The organism is Calothrix sp. 336/3 (assembly GCF_000734895.2).
GTDB lineage: Bacteria > Cyanobacteriota > Cyanobacteriia > Cyanobacteriales > Nostocaceae > 336-3.
Genome location: NZ_CP011382.1, coordinates 2,924,299 through 2,941,808, shown reverse-complemented (window position 1 = coordinate 2,941,808; position 17,510 = coordinate 2,924,299). Strand labels below are relative to the sequence as shown.

Here is a 17,510-nt window from a genome sequence, read left to right as displayed (position 1 = left end):
TTAAACCAACTTACCCAAGTCAACGGCAGTGACAATTGTCCACACATCTACCAAGAATAGCAGCAGTGTAAATATTAGTAATATTAAATACATCCAGGGTTGGGCTAGAGGATAGACATCTCTAGTATCAATTCCTGTTTTTTCCTCAACCAATTTTACCAGGTGAGAAAAGCCAGCAACTCGCATTGGTAGCAAATAAGCTTGCCCTGACTGGCTGAGAAAATAATAGACAATACCTCCCTGTCCGGTGGTGCGCGGTTTTAGCTCCTTGATATCAGACCAAGGCAAAGACCAACCCCTGCGGAAAAAACGGGGAACCCATGTCGGGTAGGTAACTTGAATTCCTTGGTCATCGAGAACTACCTGCTCACTTAAAGCAGCATATAAACCCACAAAACCGATGGCAATACCCACCCAAAACCATTGGTAAGGTATAGGTGCATTTGTCATCTGAGCAAGAAAGGGTAAAGGGAGGGTGAGAGCAATATAGAGAGTTAATAGGGTGATGCGAATCAGGGGTGAAAGGCGAAAAGTCGCCAGGGAATCATGGGTCAGGTTTGCTGTCACGGCTGAATTTTATCATGAGTGCAATTAAATCCTAGCGATTTTTTAGCCCTTTGATGGCGGCGATTTGTCGGACTACAGTCAACGCAGAGTAACTAACCCCCGCAGTTCCTTCTCCGGGGTGGGTGGAGTCACCAACTAGCCATAAACCAGGGATGGGGGTACGATTGGCAAAACCAAAGGGTCCGAAGGTAGGTATACGTTGCCCAATACCGCCAACGATACCGCGATCGCGACCCGTGTAATGTTGGAATGTTCGGGGTGTGGCAGCTTCCAGATGGATGATGTTTTCTGGTTTGAGGTCGAAATATTTGCCGAGGAGGGCGATCGCCTCTTGGGTAAATTGCTGTTTTAACTGCTCATAGTTGGAAGTTTGCCACCACTGTTGGGTATCAACAAAGGAAGAAGCGATAATTGTCGCCTTTCCTGTGGGTGCGCGTCCATCTCCGGGGTGACTAACGGAGACAAAGAGGGAGTTGTTTTCTCCAATTGGTCCGCTAGCATCATAGAGAAATTGCAGATGGGGAGGACATCCTGGGGGAATAGCGCTGGCATCCACGCCGAGATAGACTACAAATGCTCCCGATGGCGATGGCAGGTTGTCCACTCGTTGCTTGTATCCTGGGGGTGATTTTTCTCCCAGAAGTTGCACTAAATTTTGTACTGTGACATTTGCTACTACATGGTCTGCCGTTTCTGTCCAGGTTTCTCCGGTTTTTTGATTGCGAATCACTACTCCTGTGGTTTTACCCTGTTCCACAAGAATTTTTTCCACGGTATGACGCATGAGTAATTTCGCACCATCACGTTCCATAGATTCCACAAGGCGATCGCTGAGTACTTGCATACTACCCTGAAGATGGTACAAACCTTGGGGTGACTGGGATACGCTTAAAGCTGTGGCTGCGTAGAGCAGGGCTGTTTCCTCTGCACTTACTTGGGAATATAGTTTTAATTGTAAATCGAGGAATGTCCGTAGGCGTGTGTCCTTGCCTAATCCGTACAGTCTTAATGCATCTCCAACCGTAAATAAGGTGAAGGGTACGGTAATGAAGGTACTTAAACGTATAGCTTGGCTAAGTTGCCAAAAGTCCCACAGATTTCGGGGAGGTAACACCGGGTCACGTCCTTGAAACTCCCAACTAGCTTGAAAGAGGGCTGCTAGTAATTCCCAAAAAGGTTCGCTGCCAGGAAATTGTTTTTCCCTTTCCCTACGCCATTTTTCTGGGTCACGCCAAACATTAATCGGTGTAGTTTCCCCTGGCAAAAATACTGCACAAGCGGGGTCGCAGGGTGTAGCTGGGGGTAGGTCAAGACCTAGCTCCGTAAATATACGGTGGTGAATTCCTCCTGGCTCTAAACCTGCTACTTGAGTAGCGCCAACATCAAAGGTAAAGCCTCGACGTTCAAAGGTAGAAGCACAACCACCTGGTACAATCGCTTGGTCGAGAATTAGTACATCATAGCCGCGATGGGCAAGTAAAGCTGCTGCTGTCAGTCCACCAATTCCCGCACCCACAACGACTACACGCGACTGAGAATTTTCAATTTTTGGGGGCATGGGGGGATAAATTTACATTTATTAATATTTCTACTCATAATTTTACCTTAATTCCTTTGTGACATTTGGCTGAGGGTGGACAAAGCCCGCCAGCACGGATAATAAAATCATCAAAGTCAGTATCTTCTAAATTACTTCTGACGAGGGCAGAACCAGTATCATCCCAACGAATGGTGACACCCCCTTTGGCAAGTCCGGAGAAATCGGCGGAGAATTTACTTTGCTGGTTGCCATTACGATTTTTATTGTTGTGGGAATAGAGGATACCTGTGGGGCGATCGCCATAGAATGATTCCAGGTAGAATGCATAAGGTGTATTGGCTTTGAAGAGATATTCAGCTAAGGGTTGGGGAACTGCATTGCCGGGAGAACTGACAAAATCTCCACTATTACCTTTACTTCCAAGCACAAATTTTATTCCTTTTTCCGAAATTCCAGGGATTGCTGGAGATTCTTCATAGAGGAATTTGTCCCAATCTAGGCTGGAAATTCTCGGGCGATCGCCACAGTTTATACTGTTGATAATCTCGAAAAAACGATAATTGTGAGCAATTGCTAATTAACTTGTTTTTCCTGAAAGTCTTTTAATTCACCAGGAGCAAAAGCACCGTGTTCGGTGATGATGGCAGTAATTAACTCTGCGGGGGTGACATCAAAAGCTGGATTATAAAATTCCGCACCTAGGGGTGTGAGTGTGGCTTCACCCACATGGTAGATTTCCTCTGGGTTACGTTCTTCGATGGGAATTTGACTACCGTCGCTAATATTAAAGTCTACAGTTGACAAAGGTGCAGCAACAAAGAAAGGTATATTGTGGTATTGGGCGGCGATCGCCAAGTGGTAAGTCCCGATTTTATTCGCACTATCCCCATTTGCCGCAATTCTATCTGCACCCACAACTACGGCATGAATTAAACCTTGCTTCATACAATGGGCTGCCATACTATCAGTAATCACTGTCACCGGAATCCCTTCTTGCACACATTCCCAAGCTGTTAACTTTGCTCCTTGCAACCTGGGACGGGTTTCATCGGCGAATACCCGTGTTAAACGTCCTTCACTCCAAGCCGAGCGTACCACGCCGAGGGCAGTACCATAACCCGCCGTGGCTAAAGCTCCCGCATTACAGTGGGTGAGAATCGTGAGTTTTTCTGGTGTCTGTGGTAAGGCTTTTAACCCATGGTCGCCAATCGCCAAGCAAGTTTGAATATCTTCTGAATTAATCGCTTGGGCAGTTTGCAACATAACTTTTTGAATGTCTTCTACCGTACCTATAGTCTCATAGGCTACTTTCATCATCCGCGATATTGCCCAGAATAAATTCACGGCTGTGGGACGGGTTGCCCGCAACATTTCGGCTACCTGCTCTAGACAGCGCAAAAATTCATCACGGTTCTCCGTGGCGATTTCCCTTGCCCCTAAATACATCCCATAGGCAGCAGCTACACCAATTGCCGGCGCACCACGAACAATCATAGTTTTAATTGCCTGTGCCATATCTGCACTGCGGCTAATCTCTACGAAACTATATTCACCAGGTAGACGAGTTTGGTCAATTAATGATACAGAATCGTTGTGCCAAATCACCGGATAAACTGGGTTATTCTGAGTCATAACTGCAAGTAAGGGTTTTTACTGTTTTGCCCTCAAGATACCAATTTGTTTTGTTCTGAGCAATATGGAGTTAAAGTACAGGGGTTTCTGTGTATATTACCCGTTGCTTATGTCAATTTGGCGGATAGGCGTGAAATGACACAGTAAGTATGGGAATATATCTGAAATTTACCTGACAAAGGGAGCAAGTAATCATACAGTGAACTCTACTTCTTCAATTCTACGGGTATTTAATAGCCGGAAGATGACAACTTTGTTGTTAATAGGTTTTGGTTCGGGTTTACCCTTGTTGTTAATTGGTGATGCTCTCAAAACCTGGATGAGTCGAGAACAAGTTGATATTGCAGTCATTGGTTTGACGAGTCTTGTCAATTTACCATATTCCTGGAAGTTCTTCTGGTCGCCATTTCTCGATCGCTTTACCCTACCATTTTTGGGTAGACGTAGGGGTTGGTTGATTGTGACTCAAATTGCTTTAATGGTGGCGATCGCCGTTCTTGGTTTTCAGCAACCCAAGCAAGCGTTACAACTCTTAGCAATTAATGCGTTCGTGATTGCTTTTTTAAGTGCGACTCAGGATATTGCTGCGGATGCTTACCGGGTAGATGTTTTGGAACCCTTAGAGATGGGTTTCGGAGCGGCAGTTTTTACCCTTGGCTACCGGATTGCCACATTGGCAGGGGGTTCCCTAGCTCTAATTTTAGCTGACCGCCTACCCTGGTCATCGGTCTATATAATTATGGCAGCTACCATGATCATTGGGATTTTGGGTACTTTGTTTGCTCCAGAACCTCAACAAATCACCCCCCCTACTTCCCTCAGAGATGCAGTTTTTTTGCCCTTTTGGGAGTTTTTTCAACGCCGGGGTGTAGTCTCTGCTCTCCTAATTATCCTCTTTGTCACTTTATATCGATTAGGGGATGCGTTATTGAATAATATGTCGATAACATTCCTGGTGCAGATGGGCTTCACCAATACCGATATTGGGAAAATTCGTGGGGGTATGGGAATACTTGCCACTATCGTGGGAACTTTGACTGGTGGAGCAATACTGAGACAAATTGGTATTAATCGTTCCCTGTGGATATTTGGCATACTGCAAGCACTGAGTAACTTAGCTTACTTTGCCCTAGCGCAACCCCAGGTAGGAAAAAATTACCAAATGCTGTTAGTTGCTATCAATGTAGAAAACTTCTGTGGTGGTTTGGGAACAATCGCCTTTGTCGCTTTTTTGATGAGTCTCTGCAATCAACAATTCTCGGCGACCCAGTATGCCTTACTTTCTAGTTTAATGGCGGTCAGTCGAGATATATTAGCAGCACCAGCTGGAGCGATCGCCAAAAGCACAGGATGGTCAACATTTTTTCTCATTAGTATTGCGGCGGCTTTACCTGGGTTACTATTATTACCTATATTCGCTCCGTGGAATCAACCCCCGGCAGCCATGTCTAGACCAGGATTAGATGAAGAGGATGATTTATGGGGCAAAAATTAGTCATTTCCGTAGCTACTACAATTCTATTGTTAACTGGGATTTTGTTGGGTTATGTCCTTTCCCAGTTAGTTTTGGGATACCTTTCCCTAAATCTCTTAACTTTTTTGGGCACGTTTAGCTTAATTGTGATTTTTGGTACATTGTACTACGTGCTTTTCTGGGAGTTGAAAAGGCAACAACAAGCCCAAGCTTTTCGCCCAGCACCAGCAGCACCAGCAGCAGCACCCAAACCCCAGAGTAATCCCAAAGCACCCGATGCTTACCTAAAAAATCGTCTAATTGCCTTACTTGCAGGGGATGAAAATGCTGCCCAAGATATTGTGGAGCAAGGGAAACAGCAGAATCCAGGGATGCCAGAAAATTGGTATTGGGAAAGGGCGATCGCTGATATTGAACGGGATAAAAGTTAATTTTCAGGAAAAACTGATAATTCCCAATAAAAGATAAGAAATTTCTCCTCACATTTAGGGTGGGTGACAGTTTGTTTGTTACCCATAGGAAATATTGATTGCCAATTCGCCAGCAGCAAAACACCGCTAAAATAAATCTAGACAGCTTAACAAATCTTTAGCTTTTTCTAAAAATATCCCTTATTCTTGAGTGAAATATGGCTTTCTTCCGTCAATATATTGCCCCCCTACTAGTGGTACTAACATTTCTTGTGGCTTTAGTTGCAGTTAGTGCCAGAATTTTTCTACCTGCGGATATGGCAGCACCTGCACCGACTTTCCAGGATGGTGGTATCGGTTTTTTGGGAAGTAGTTGGTTGTTATTTATGGGTATGAGGTAATAGGTAATGGGGGATGGATAATAGGTTAATTCTTAATTTTCCTGCTCCCCTTCCTATCTACACCCTAAATTCCCATGTTGATTGAATTACCACCGGGTTATAGCATTCGTCGTGGCTCAACTTTAGAGCGATCGCTCTTGGTAAAGTTTATGCAGCGAACTTATCAGGAGATGACTGAGCAAGAGAATTTTGCCCACTTAGCATATACCGTTGAACAGTACTTTTCTTCTGAGACTCCTCTGTGGTGGGTAGAGATATCTTCGGAAGGGAATGGTAAAAAGCAAATTCCCATTGCTTGTCTGTGGTTGGGAAATGCTATTGATCAAGTAACTGGCGATCGCCACACCCATATTTTTCTTCTTTACGTGTTACCTGAGCATCGTCGTCAAGGAATAGGTAAAGCTTTAATGATATATGCAGAAAACTGGGCAATCAACCATGGTGATAAGCAAATTAGTTTACAAGTATTTGCGAATAATCACCCTGCGATTAATTTATATCATCAATTGAACTATCAAACTCAGTCTTTGTGGATGAAAAAGTTTCTATAGATATTATATAACATTCCCCAATCATTATAGAAGTGAGGGAATTTATTAAAAGATATGATATTCAAATTTATCATTAGAATTTTTCGTTTACTTCTGTATCCGGCTCGACGAAAATTTTACCGAGCCTTACACAATCCTCAGCTAGCACAACAAAAAGTCCAAAAAGCTATTTTTCCTAATTTGATTAACAGCGAGTATGGCAAATCCCTATCTATTACTAATATCGAAGATTGGCAGCAAATACCCATTATCAGCTATCAAGATATAGAACCATGGATAACTCAACAACGAGAAAATAAAATATCTCTACTCACCCCCGAAAAAATTAAATTTTATGAACAGACATCAGGGAGTAGTGGTGCGGCTAAATTTATTCCCTATACCCAATCTCTCCTAGGTTCCTTCAGTCAAATGTTCTGCGTTTGGGCAGAGGATTTAATTGCCCATGGAGCGAAATTTACTACAGGTAAAATCTATTTTTGCATCTCACCTGTACTGCAAAGTCAAGATGAAAAGTTTCAGGGAGAAAATAGAATTAATAATGATGATAGTGAATATTTAGATGGCTGGTTACGCTGGTTTTTACGTCCGTTCCTAGTCTCTATTCCAAAAATATCTGGTTTACGTAGTGGAAAGGAATTTAAACATCAACTGGCTCTGACTTTATTAGCAGAAGATAAGTTAGAAATTATCTCTATCTGGAGCCCCACATTTTTAAAAGTTATCCTTGATTATATTCAAGAAAATCGAGAAATTTTAGCCCAGGAATTAGAAAACAAAATTTCTCTACAACGCTGCCAAATGCTCCAAGGAGAAACAATTAACTGGCAGGATATGTGGACAGAACTAAAATTAATTTCCTGCTGGGATAGGGTAAATGCTGCTGATAGTGCTGCCTATTTACGCTCCTGTTTTCCTAGGGTTTTGGTGCAGGGTAAAGGACTTTTAGCAACAGAAGCACCCATGACAATTCCCTTAATTCCTTCCCAGGGTTGTGTACCAATATTAGATGAGGTATTTTTTGAGTTTTTAGATACTCAGGGAAATATTCATTTATTGCATGAATTAGTCGTAGGTGAAGAGTATGAGGTGATTATCTCACAAAAGGGTGGTTTGTATCGTTATCGCATTGGCGATCGCCTAGGTGTTTCCCATTACTATTTACAAACTCCCTGTTTAGAATTCCTGGGACGTACTCAACAAATTAGTGACTTAGTAGGAGAAAAGTTAAACTCTACTTTTGTCATGGAAGTTTGTGCTAGTTTACCCCTAGATGAAAAATCCTTCAGAGCAATTGTACCAGTTAAATATCCCCAAGAACATTATCTTTTATTACTAGAAAAAATAGATATTGACGCGGAAATTATTGCGAGAAAATTAGATATTGCCCTGCAAGCTTCTCCTCAATATCGTCATGCTCGGTTGCTAGGGCAATTACAACCCATTCGAGTCATTGTTTCCTCAAAAATTCCGGAAATTATCACTAATTATCAAATCAGTTGTGGAAAAAGATGGGGAGATTTAAAGCACGAAATTTTGATGACGAAACCCATTCCTAGAGATTTACTCATAGAGATAGAAAAACTAGTAAATAAATAAGAAAACGCAGAGTTTACCCCTCGTCAAGAGCTAGCTTGACACACCTTAATTCGACATCAGTGCATGACTTAAGTCTATACCTATTTCAGATATTTCCAACCAGGGAAACTAGTTAAAAAAAGCTTATGAATCTGGGCAGTATAAAATAGATGAAATATATTTATTCGTTACATTAAAATTAATATCTTCAAATTTTGTAATATTTGGGGATGGGTAATAAATAGAAAAATACCCTTTTCCCCTTCTACTTGTTATTGAGAGCAGGCGATCGCCAATTCTGAATGATATTGCAAAACATCTGCATCCAGAAAAACGACACGATACTGGGGAGTTTGCTGCAATAAATTTTCAATTCTTTCCTGAGCAGCAACCACCACCGATTCCTGTAAACTGCCCTGATTTAAAGATTCAGCAAAATCCCTCCCAATCTGATAAATTCGCTCTGGGGAAGATGCGGGTAAATTCCGCGATACCATGAGCAAATCACAACCAGCGTTCAAGGTTTTCGCCACGGTTCCAGAATTACTATACATCCTAGCCACGGCTGCCATATCCAAATCATCGGAGACAATCACCCCAGTAAAACCCAATTTTTCCCGTAATATCCCCGTGAGAATCTTCTGAGAAAGGGTTGCAGGAACCTCTGCATCAATTTTCGGGAAAAGAATATGCGCTGTCATTACCATGGGAATCTGCTGCTGAATCAGCTTTTGGAAAGGAATTAATTCCCTTTGCCACAATTCCTCCTCTGTGAGGTGCAAAACTGGCAATTCTAAATGGGAGTCTTTACTAGTATCCCCATGTCCGGGAAAATGTTTAGCACAGGCAATAATCCCAGCTTCCTGCAATCCTTTGTAGCATTCGATAGCATACTCCGCAGCTGACTCTGCATTATTACTGAAAGCGCGAGAGCCAATGATTGGATTGTCAGGATTAGAAAAAATATCGGCAACCGGAGACCAGGAAACATTTATACCAAGAGATTTTAATTCTACTGCCATGGCTTGGGCAACTTGCCGCCCCTTAGCACCTTGGGAAAACGCATCGGGGAATCTGGTAATAGGGGCAGGTGGACGAATTACTCGCCCCCCCTCATGGTCTATACTAAGGAGCATCCTTTCTCGCTCTGTATATTGGCGGATTCCCTTAATTAATTCTCCAAAACTGTGCAACCACGTTTCATAATCGGTATCGTGGAGAAAGTTTTTGCCATAAAAGACAATTCCCACGGGTTTTAAATCACTTAACAAGCGTTTATCTTCATCATTCAATTTTGTGCCAGCGATGCCGATAATTAAATGATTACCAAATCTTTGTATATCACTCATAATGTAATTTCCGATTAGAACCGAACAAATAGGTAATTAAGCTATTAAGTGTCTAAATTATATAGACAAAGCGGGGAGTATATTCCCAAGTTACTAAAATAAGAGGAAACGGCATACTACAATAGCTTTCTTTAATTCTTCAAGTACTTTTCTACCTAAAACTACGTGCAGATTCTCCTTTAAATGAAAATCTGAGTTTAGGAATATTGCTTTTTTGCAACCTTTGGCTGATTTCCTGCGTAACCTCGGTATTCCTTATGCAAAAAAGTTCCTCCCCAAGGAAGAACTTATATTAAAACTTGCTTTGTAAGTATTTTGCTTATACAGAGCGCAGCAAATGTATCCAAAATAGGCATTACCCATTAACGATTTTGCCACCATTGGGATGAAGAATCTGACCCGCAATATAGGATGAGTCGTCCGACGCTAAAAACACATAACAAGGAGCTACCTCATCAGGTTGTCCAACACGTTGCATGGGCACATTACTACCGTGTTTAGTGATTTTTTCTTCCGGGAAAGTCGAAGTAATCAAAGGAGTCCAAATTGGTCCCGGTGCCACCCCGTTAACACGAATATGTTTGTCAATCAGTGACTGGGACAAAGAACGGGTAAAAGCAACAATTGCGCCCTTGGTTGCCGAATAGTCTAGTAATTGCGGGCTACCTTCATAGGCTGTAACTGAAGTCGTATTAATAATAGTGCTACCTTCCTTCAGGTGAGGTAAAGCCGCTTTGCTTAAATAAAACATCGAAAAAATATTCGTGCGGAAAGTCCGTTCCAACTGCTCAGCGCTAATCTCTTCCAAACTCGGTTGAAGATGTTGCTCGGCAGCATTATTCACCAATATATCCAGATGCCCAAACTCTTTTACAGTTCGCTCTACAGCTTGCCTACAAAAGTTTTCATCCCCCACATCACCAGCAATTGAAAGACAACGGCGACCCTCTTTTTCCACTAACTGTTTAGTTTCCTGAGCATCATCGTCCTCTTTTAGATACATAATTACCACATCCGCACCTTCTTTGGCATACATGACAGCTACAGCACGACCAATCCCGCTATCACCACCAGTAATCAATGCCACCTTATCCTGCAACTTACCACTACCTTGATAAGCACGACGTTCCGCCGCAGGTCTGGGGGACATTTCCGATTCTTTGTTCGTTTGTATGGGTTGTTGCGTATTAACCATCACTAATTCCTCCTATATTTTTCCTCGCTCGACTACCAAATGCGATCGCCATTTTCATCCATGCGCGCAACACGAATAAAATCCGAGATTGCCTCCGCATCCTTAACATGGTGTAGTGCTTTTTTTTCACCGTTGGGATATTCGATAATCCAATAAGTTGGTACTTTTAGATGCTCACCTGTAATATCACCCGAATCCACAGCTAATTGTTTCGCTTTCTCTTCGATTGTTTGTGGTTCTTCGGCAATGCGATCGCCAGGGTTTGCGGTTAATCTTTCTTTGTGAACATTGACTTTATTTGGTTCAGATTGACTGGTGTCACGGGTAATATTTTTATCCTCACCTTCAAAACCAATCATGTTTTCGGAATCTTCTTTCATGATTATCTCCTTTAGATATCAGCTAATCTTGGATAAGTAGGTAGGTGCAAATAAATTGAAATTTGTAGTGAGTAATTCATTGCTCAAAAACTAAGCTATGGGCGATTTATAGCTTGCTACAAATGTTATTTATTTTCATACTTAAGTTTGCCTAGCTACTTAGCTGTTTTAATTTTATTGCCAACTTTTGTAACCAATTACCATCACCTTATGACGGTAAATCGGATGTAAATTCGTGAGTGGTTCCTTTTGTATGAGCGGATTTTCCGCCTTTACTAGTGATTTTGCGTTGCTTGTCTATATACATGGGTGTGAATCCACGTTTACTAGTATGTGATATGGAATGTCTCCGAATAACTGCTTTTGCTAGTGTTTGGAGAATGAAAAAATAACAGAGTTTAACTGTATAATCCATCCTTTTATTTCTACACCTAATATATAAGTCCGAATATAAAGTTACTTCCTTCTAAGAGCATAATTTATAGCTATAACCACAAGCTATATTTTGTAAAAATGCTCCTCCTTTGAGACTATTCCTATTAGATGGTAAATATTAATCTCTGAGATAGATGTATTGCCGATATAAAAAAGTATTACGGCTTATATTGAGTGATGTAAGATAAATTTAGGATATGACTTTCTATAGTCATGATGATTTTCGTAGAGCAATTCCTATCTTCATAAAACAGTATTCCCAAACTGAATACAAAATTTACTCCAAACCAAAATCTTTTACTTAAATAAACCTAATTGCCTTATTTTTGATTCCGTATCTGGGAGAATTGTCTGATATCTCATAGCAGAAGGCTGAACTGTCTATACTTCACCTCAGCGTTATTAGTCCCTATGGCGATCGCCATATAATAAAAAATCCTTGATGCTGACGAGCTATGACTCTTGCCAAATCAATCAATTCACTGATTCCTCCATTAGAAAATGGCGATCGCCTCACCCGTGGAAAAATTGAGCGACGTTGCTATACTCTGCGTCTCGAAGATTTTTGATATATGCCATGATTTTATTAAAGAGCTAGGGTTTCTGTTATGAAAATAGATCGTATTACTAGCAATCCCAGTCAAATGAATGGGCAACCCTGTATTCGTAATTTGCGGTTGACAGTGCGTCGGGTAATTGAGTTATTGGCAACTTATCCTGATCGACAGGAGCTATATCAAGAGTTTCCAGAATTAGAAGAAGAAGATATCCAACAAGCTTTAATTTTTACCTCTTCCTATCTCGACGATCGCGTGATTGAATTACCTCAGCATTATGAAACTGTTGCTTGATCAGGGTTTACCGCGCTCTGCGGCAGAATTATTACGCGGTGTTGGTATTGATACTATTCATGTTGCCGAAATCGGCATGTTTGAAGCTGAAGATGGAGAAATTATCCTCAGAGCTAGAACAGATGAACGTACTGTTGTAACTCTAGATGCGGATTTTCATACATTACTAGCATTGAATCAAGCAATCTCTCCCTCCGTTATTCGCATTCGTATCGAAAGATTACGTGCCAAAGAATTAACAGAGTTATTACTGAGAGTTATTGCTGAATGCGAACAAGAATTAGAGGGAGGTGCAACCGTGACAGTTGAGTCAACTCGAATTCGTATTCGTCGTCTACCATTGTTACCTCATATCTAGCCAATGCGATCGCCCTATAATAAAAAAATCCTTGATGCTGACGAGCTATGACTCTTGCCAAATCAACGAATTCCTTGATTCCTCCATTAGAAAATGGCGATCGCCTCACCCGTGGAGAATTTGAGCGACGCTACCACACAATGTCTGATGTTAAGAAAGCTGAATTAATTGAAGGAATGGTTTACATGGCATCTCCTGTACGCGCTCGCAAACATGGTAAACCCCATGCGATGGTAATGACTTGGTTAGGTAATTATTGGCAAGTCACACCCGGTATCGAGTTACTAGATAACCCTACGGTGCGCTTGGATGCGGATAACGAACCTCAACCAGATGCTTGTTTGCGGATGGAGGAAATAGTGGGAGGGCGATCGCGCATTACAGAAGATGATTATATTGAATTTGCGCCGGAATTAATTGTGGAAATTGCTGCTAGTACAGCTTCCTATGATTTACACGATAAAAAGCAAGTATATCGTCGCAATCAGGTACAGGAATATGTAGTATGGCGGGTGATAGATTCTGCGGTGGATTGGTTTAGTTTACAAGAGGGATTATATGTAAATTTGCCAGTGGATGCAGACGGAATCATTCGTAGTCGTGTATTTCCAGGTTTATGGTTAGCAGTTGCAGATTTGCTAGCAGGAAATTTACCTCAATTAATTGCAGGATTAAATCAAGGATTAGCAAGCTCTGAATATCAAGATTTTCGCCAATCCCTAGGAGCAAAAATAACTGGCGATCGCTCTTAAATTCACATCCGATAAGTCAGTATTTAGCAAATTATACCATTTCATGAAAATAGTGGAACAGATACAAACCCTGAAAGCCTGATAGATAGGACTTTCTTAATTCCGTTAGCGTTAGCTCTCCCTCAGGTAGCATTACGAATTACGAATTACGAATTACGAATTACTTCTTATTCCCATACCCCCCACCACCGGGAGTTTCAATTACAAACACATCACCGATATCCATCTCCACAGTTGCTTGACTGCCCAAATTTTCTACTCTCCCATCACATCTTTCTACATAGTTATTACCCACCTTACCCGACTCTCCACCCTGTAACCCAAAGGGGGCAACTATGCGACGATTTGCCAGAATACCCGCAGTCATTTTTTCCCGAAAATAAATACGTCGAATTACCCCATTTCCCCCCGAAAAAATTCCCTGACCGCCACTACCACTACGGATGCTAAAATTTTCTAAAATCACCGGAAATCGCCATTCTAAAACTTCTGGATCCGTGAGTCGAGAATTTGTCATGTGGGTATGCACTGCATCAGTACCAGCAAAATTTTTCCCAGCCCCCGAACCACCACAAATTGTCTCATAATATTGATATCTGGCATTTCCAAAGGTAAAATTATTCATTGTTCCTTGGGCAGCAGCCATAATCCCTAAAGCCGCATACAAAGCATCAGTTACAGCTTGGGAAGTTTCCACATTTCCAGCCACAACTGCCGCCGGATATTCTGGATTTAACATACATCCTTTGGGGATGATAATTTCTAAAGGTTTCAAACAACCTGCATTCAAAGGAATATCATCATTCACCAGAGTACGAAAAACATATAAAACTGCTGCCTGACATACAGAGGAGGGAGCATTGAAATTATTTTCTTGCTGTGCAGAAGTCCCAGTAAAATCTATTTTAGCCGTGCGATTCTCCCTGTCAATTTTGATATCAACACAAATAACACTGCCATTATCCAATTCATAGCGAAAACTGCCATTTTGCAAACCGGAAATCACACGTTTGACAGCCGCCTCCGCATTATCCTGAACAAATTGCATATAGGCATTAACGACATCTAAACCATAACAATTAACCATCTTACCTAATTCCTGGACACCCCGTTGATTAGCAGCAATTTGTGCCTGTAAATCTGCAATATTTTGCTGAATATTCCGAGCCGGATAGGGAGAATTTGTCAACAAATCAATTAACTCTGTTTCCTGAAACTTTCTTTCCTTAACTAACTGAAAATTATCCAATAATATGCCTTCTTCCTGTAATTTAATACTATGGGGAGGCATGGAACCGGGAGTAATTCCCCCAATATCTGCATGATGTCCGCGAGAAGCCACGTAAAATAGCAGAGAATCGCCAAAAACCGGGGTAATCACGGTAATATCCGGTAGGTGAGTACCTCCGTTGTAGGGATTATTTGCAGCAAACACATCTCCCGGTTGTATCCGCTCACCCTTGGTAGCAATTAATGCCTTAACACTCTCCCCCATGGAGCCAAGATGTACAGGAATATGGGGTGCATTGGCAACTAACTGTCCGTACTTATCAAAAATGGCACACGAAAAATCTAGGCGTTCCTTGATATTGACAGAGGAGCTAGTATTTTGCAAAGTAATACCCATTTGCTCGGCGATCGCCCGAAAGAGGTTATTGAAAATCTCCAACATCACCGCGTCAGCTTTTTCAGTACTCAGCCGTAAATTTTGGGAATTTTCGCCTTTTCGTCGCAAAATCAAGTTATTTTCTGTTGTTAGCTCTCCCTGCCATCCTAATTCAATAATATTAGTTCCTGTTGCTTCCACAATCATTGCTACACCTGACACCACATCACCAGGTTGCAAATCCTCTCGACGATATACTGGTGCATCATGCCACTTCCCAGCCGTATAAATATTGACAGTATCGGCAGGCACTGGCTGAGTATTTCTTGTACGAGAAAATACTTTCCTTTCCCGACTTCTAATCCCATAAACCGCCTCCACCGTCACCGACTCCACAATCAGTCCCTTTTCTGGGAGAGTGAAACCGTAACGTTGGTGATGAGTATCAGCAAATTCTGCCATCATCACCTCTAAATCAGCAAAATTTACTAATAAAGCTGTATCTGTACCCTGATATTTCAACAAAACTTGCCTGATTATCTTAATATCTCCCCCATCCTCAATATCTTGACTAATTAATTCTTCCCTCGCTTCCCGCTCCAACTCCCCCAATATCCCCTGCAACTCTCGCCATAATTCCCCATCCAATAACCCCTCCACAGCCCGCTCTCGCAACACCCGCACATCCGCCAAACCCATACCATAGGCAGATAACACTCCCGCAAAAGGATGAATTAAAACCTGCTCCATCCCCAAAGCATCGGCAATCAAACAAGCGTGCTGCCCTCCCGCACCTCCAAAACAGCACAAAGTATATTCTGAAACATCGTATCCCCGTTCCAGAGAAACTTTTTTGATAGCATTTGCCATTTTATCCACTGCGATCGCCAAGAAACCCGTAGCCACCTCCACAGGCGATCGCCCATCCCCAATCTCTGCGGCTAACTCCCCAAACTTTTGCCTGACAATCTCTGCATCTAAGGGTAAATCTGCATTCACCCCAAACACCTGGGGGAAAAACTGCGGTTGCAACTTACCCACCATCACATTACAATCAGTCACCGTCAATGCACCACCCCTACCATAGGCAGCAGCACCAGGATTTGCCCCCGCCGAATCTGGTCCGACACGGTAACGGCAACCATCAAAGTGTAAAATAGAGCCACCACCTGCCGCTACGGTATGAATTGCCATCATTGGCGTTCGCAGACGTACCCCCGCCACTTCCGTTTCCAAGGTGCGCTCATAGTTACCATTGTAATGAGCTACATCCGTAGATGTACCACCCATATCAAAAGTAATAATCTTCTGAAATCCTGCTTCTAAGCTAGTTTGTACCGCTCCAACAATTCCCCCTGCCGGACCAGACAAGACACTATCTTTACCTTGAAAGCTATCAGCATCCACCAACCCACCATTGGATTGCATAAACATTAACTTCGGTAAGGCACCATCCCCTTGTAACTGACTCTGCACCTGTTGCACATAGCGCCGCAGAATTGGTGATAAATAGGCATCTACCACAGTTGTATCCCCTCGACTAACTAACTTCATCAAGGGGCTAACTTCGTGGGATACTGATACTTGGGAAAATCCTGTTTGTTTGGCGATCGCTGCCACCTGAAGCTCATGTTCCGGGTAGCGATAACCATGCATGAAAACTATGGCGCAGGAGCGCATCCCATCATCGTATGCTGCTTGCAATTGGGGACGTACAGCATCAAAATTGAGGGGTACTAACTCTTCACCTTCGGCGCTGTAACGTTCCTCTACTTCCACCACCCGCTCATAGAGCATTTCGGGCAAAATGATTTCCTGGGCAAAAATATCTGGACGATTTTGATATCCAATTCGCAGTGCATCCCGGAAACCCTGGGTGATCACTAAAAGAGTGCGATCGCCGCTTCGGCGGAGCGTAGCTCTATCGCCATTTCTTTCCAATAATGCATTCGTTGCTACTGTTGTTCCCATCTTGATGGCAGCAATCTCTTCTGTAGGAATTGCCACATCCCCAGATATACCTAAAATATCTCTTATGCCTTGTATTGGTGCATCTGCGTATTGTTCGGGATTTTCTGATAGTAGCTTATGAATCACCAATTTACCATCAGGACGTTTTGCTACAATATCCGTGAAAGTACCACCCCGATCAATCCAGAATTCCCACTTCATTTCCTAATACCCCAGATTTTTAGCACCATACTTTTAAATTATCAAAATCTGGTACTTTACAGAAAAAAGTGAGATATTTATAAGTATAAATCGTATTCTCAAAGCAGGTGAATCCTACACCTTTAGTCGATATTTTGAACTATCCTTTACTATTGATGATTCAGGAAAAGTTTACCTTGCAAATCAGTAACATCCAATTTTGACTCCTCAATTACCCTGAATCATCCCCAAGAATATAATTTTACCTTCCTAGAGTATA

The 17,510-nt window shown here is 42.2% G+C and carries 16 protein-coding genes; 8 read left to right on the top strand and 8 right to left on the bottom strand.

Annotation, left to right across the window (positions count from 1 at the left end; genetic code table 11):
• The 4 genes from IJ00_RS12410 to mtnA form a co-directional block, all read right to left on the bottom strand.
• A complete protein-coding gene (locus IJ00_RS12410) occupies window positions 1-567 on the bottom strand; it encodes a hypothetical protein (RefSeq protein ID WP_035153493.1) in 567 nt (188 codons plus the stop codon).
• A 31-nt stretch (window positions 568-598) separates the two neighbouring features.
• Entirely contained in the window at window positions 599-2,125 is a 1,527-nt protein-coding gene (gene crtD, locus IJ00_RS12405) for a C-3',4' desaturase CrtD (RefSeq protein ID WP_035153491.1), read from the bottom strand.
• Between the two features lie 34 nt (window positions 2,126-2,159).
• Window positions 2,160-2,534 (bottom strand): hypothetical protein, encoded by a 375-nt coding sequence (locus tag IJ00_RS12400; protein ID WP_052754452.1) that lies wholly within the window; start codon window positions 2,532-2,534, stop codon window positions 2,160-2,162.
• 146 nt (window positions 2,535-2,680) lie between these two features.
• Window positions 2,681-3,739, bottom strand: a complete 1,059-nt coding sequence (mtnA, locus tag IJ00_RS12395; RefSeq protein WP_035153489.1) for an S-methyl-5-thioribose-1-phosphate isomerase — start codon at window positions 3,737-3,739, stop codon at window positions 2,681-2,683.
• A gap of 244 nt (window positions 3,740-3,983) precedes the next feature.
• Between mtnA and IJ00_RS12390 the strand changes: the two genes are divergently transcribed.
• The 5 genes from IJ00_RS12390 (at window position 3,984) to IJ00_RS12370 (ending at window position 8,174) form a co-directional block, all read left to right on the top strand.
• Window positions 3,984-5,234 (top strand): AmpG family muropeptide MFS transporter, encoded by a 1,251-nt coding sequence (locus IJ00_RS12390; RefSeq protein WP_035153487.1) that lies wholly within the window; start codon window positions 3,984-3,986, stop codon window positions 5,232-5,234.
• Window positions 5,219-5,644 carry a hypothetical protein gene (locus tag IJ00_RS12385; RefSeq protein WP_035153485.1) on the top strand — a complete coding sequence of 142 codons (426 nt, stop codon included), beginning with the start codon at window positions 5,219-5,221 and terminating at the stop codon, window positions 5,642-5,644. Before IJ00_RS12390 ends, IJ00_RS12385 begins: the two co-directional genes overlap by 16 nt.
• A 197-nt stretch (window positions 5,645-5,841) precedes the next feature.
• Complete coding sequence (locus IJ00_RS12380; RefSeq protein WP_035153483.1) at window positions 5,842-6,024, top strand: hypothetical protein; 183 nt, start codon at window positions 5,842-5,844, stop codon at window positions 6,022-6,024.
• A gap of 74 nt (window positions 6,025-6,098) precedes the next feature.
• Complete coding sequence (locus tag IJ00_RS12375) at window positions 6,099-6,575, top strand: N-acetyltransferase (protein ID WP_201782688.1); 477 nt, start codon at window positions 6,099-6,101, stop codon at window positions 6,573-6,575.
• A 54-nt stretch (window positions 6,576-6,629) separates the two neighbouring features.
• A complete protein-coding gene (locus IJ00_RS12370) occupies window positions 6,630-8,174 on the top strand; it encodes a GH3 auxin-responsive promoter family protein (RefSeq protein ID WP_035153480.1) in 1,545 nt (514 codons plus the stop codon).
• Window positions 8,175-8,425: 251 nt separating this feature from the next.
• On the opposite strand, the gene nagZ is transcribed toward IJ00_RS12370, so the two are convergent.
• From nagZ to IJ00_RS12355, 3 genes are all read right to left on the bottom strand, one after another.
• A complete protein-coding gene (nagZ, locus tag IJ00_RS12365) occupies window positions 8,426-9,502 on the bottom strand; it encodes a beta-N-acetylhexosaminidase (RefSeq protein WP_035153478.1) in 1,077 nt (358 codons plus the stop codon).
• A 355-nt stretch (window positions 9,503-9,857) separates the two neighbouring features.
• Entirely contained in the window at window positions 9,858-10,697 is an 840-nt protein-coding gene (locus tag IJ00_RS12360; protein ID WP_035153476.1) for an SDR family oxidoreductase, read from the bottom strand.
• A 32-nt stretch (window positions 10,698-10,729) separates the two neighbouring features.
• Window positions 10,730-11,077, bottom strand: a complete 348-nt coding sequence (locus tag IJ00_RS12355; RefSeq protein ID WP_035153474.1) for a hypothetical protein — start codon at window positions 11,075-11,077, stop codon at window positions 10,730-10,732.
• Between the two features lie 1,043 nt (window positions 11,078-12,120).
• Here IJ00_RS12355 and IJ00_RS12345 point away from each other — a divergent pair.
• The 3 genes from IJ00_RS12345 to IJ00_RS12335 are packed head-to-tail and all read left to right on the top strand — an operon-like array spanning window position 12,121 to window position 13,473.
• A complete protein-coding gene (locus IJ00_RS12345) occupies window positions 12,121-12,363 on the top strand; it encodes a DUF433 domain-containing protein (RefSeq protein ID WP_035153471.1) in 243 nt (80 codons plus the stop codon).
• Window positions 12,347-12,721 carry a DUF5615 family PIN-like protein gene (locus IJ00_RS12340; protein ID WP_035153470.1) on the top strand — a complete coding sequence of 125 codons (375 nt, stop codon included), beginning with the start codon at window positions 12,347-12,349 and terminating at the stop codon, window positions 12,719-12,721. The genes IJ00_RS12345 and IJ00_RS12340 overlap by 17 nt, the downstream gene beginning before the upstream one ends.
• A 47-nt stretch (window positions 12,722-12,768) precedes the next feature.
• Window positions 12,769-13,473: a Uma2 family endonuclease gene (locus IJ00_RS12335; RefSeq protein ID WP_035153468.1), complete on the top strand. Its 705-nt coding sequence runs from the start codon at window positions 12,769-12,771 to the stop codon at window positions 13,471-13,473.
• A gap of 160 nt (window positions 13,474-13,633) precedes the next feature.
• On the opposite strand, the gene IJ00_RS12330 is transcribed toward IJ00_RS12335, so the two are convergent.
• Complete coding sequence (locus IJ00_RS12330) at window positions 13,634-17,251, bottom strand: hydantoinase B/oxoprolinase family protein (protein WP_035153467.1); 3,618 nt, start codon at window positions 17,249-17,251, stop codon at window positions 13,634-13,636.
• Window positions 17,252-17,510: the final 259 nt, after the last annotated feature.

Coding starts and splice junctions, on each gene's coding strand:
- IJ00_RS12375 (WP_201782688.1), top strand. CDS start 6,099: ATGTTGATTGAATTACCACCGGGTTATAGCATTCGTCGTGGCTCAACT.
- IJ00_RS12390 (WP_035153487.1), top strand. CDS start 3,984: ATGACAACTTTGTTGTTAATAGGTTTTGGTTCGGGTTTACCCTTGTTG.
- IJ00_RS12330 (WP_035153467.1), bottom strand. CDS start 17,251: ATGAAGTGGGAATTCTGGATTGATCGGGGTGGTACTTTCACGGATATT.
- IJ00_RS12345 (WP_035153471.1), top strand. CDS start 12,121: ATGAAAATAGATCGTATTACTAGCAATCCCAGTCAAATGAATGGGCAA.
- IJ00_RS12340 (WP_035153470.1), top strand. CDS start 12,347: ATGAAACTGTTGCTTGATCAGGGTTTACCGCGCTCTGCGGCAGAATTA.
- IJ00_RS12335 (WP_035153468.1), top strand. CDS start 12,769: ATGACTCTTGCCAAATCAACGAATTCCTTGATTCCTCCATTAGAAAAT.
- nagZ (WP_035153478.1), bottom strand. CDS start 9,502: ATGAGTGATATACAAAGATTTGGTAATCATTTAATTATCGGCATCGCT.
- mtnA (WP_035153489.1), bottom strand. CDS start 3,739: ATGACTCAGAATAACCCAGTTTATCCGGTGATTTGGCACAACGATTCT.
- IJ00_RS12360 (WP_035153476.1), bottom strand. CDS start 10,697: ATGGTTAATACGCAACAACCCATACAAACGAACAAAGAATCGGAAATG.
- IJ00_RS12355 (WP_035153474.1), bottom strand. CDS start 11,077: ATGAAAGAAGATTCCGAAAACATGATTGGTTTTGAAGGTGAGGATAAA.
- IJ00_RS12385 (WP_035153485.1), top strand. CDS start 5,219: ATGGGGCAAAAATTAGTCATTTCCGTAGCTACTACAATTCTATTGTTA.
- IJ00_RS12370 (WP_035153480.1), top strand. CDS start 6,630: ATGATATTCAAATTTATCATTAGAATTTTTCGTTTACTTCTGTATCCG.
- crtD (WP_035153491.1), bottom strand. CDS start 2,125: ATGCCCCCAAAAATTGAAAATTCTCAGTCGCGTGTAGTCGTTGTGGGT.
- IJ00_RS12380 (WP_035153483.1), top strand. CDS start 5,842: ATGGCTTTCTTCCGTCAATATATTGCCCCCCTACTAGTGGTACTAACA.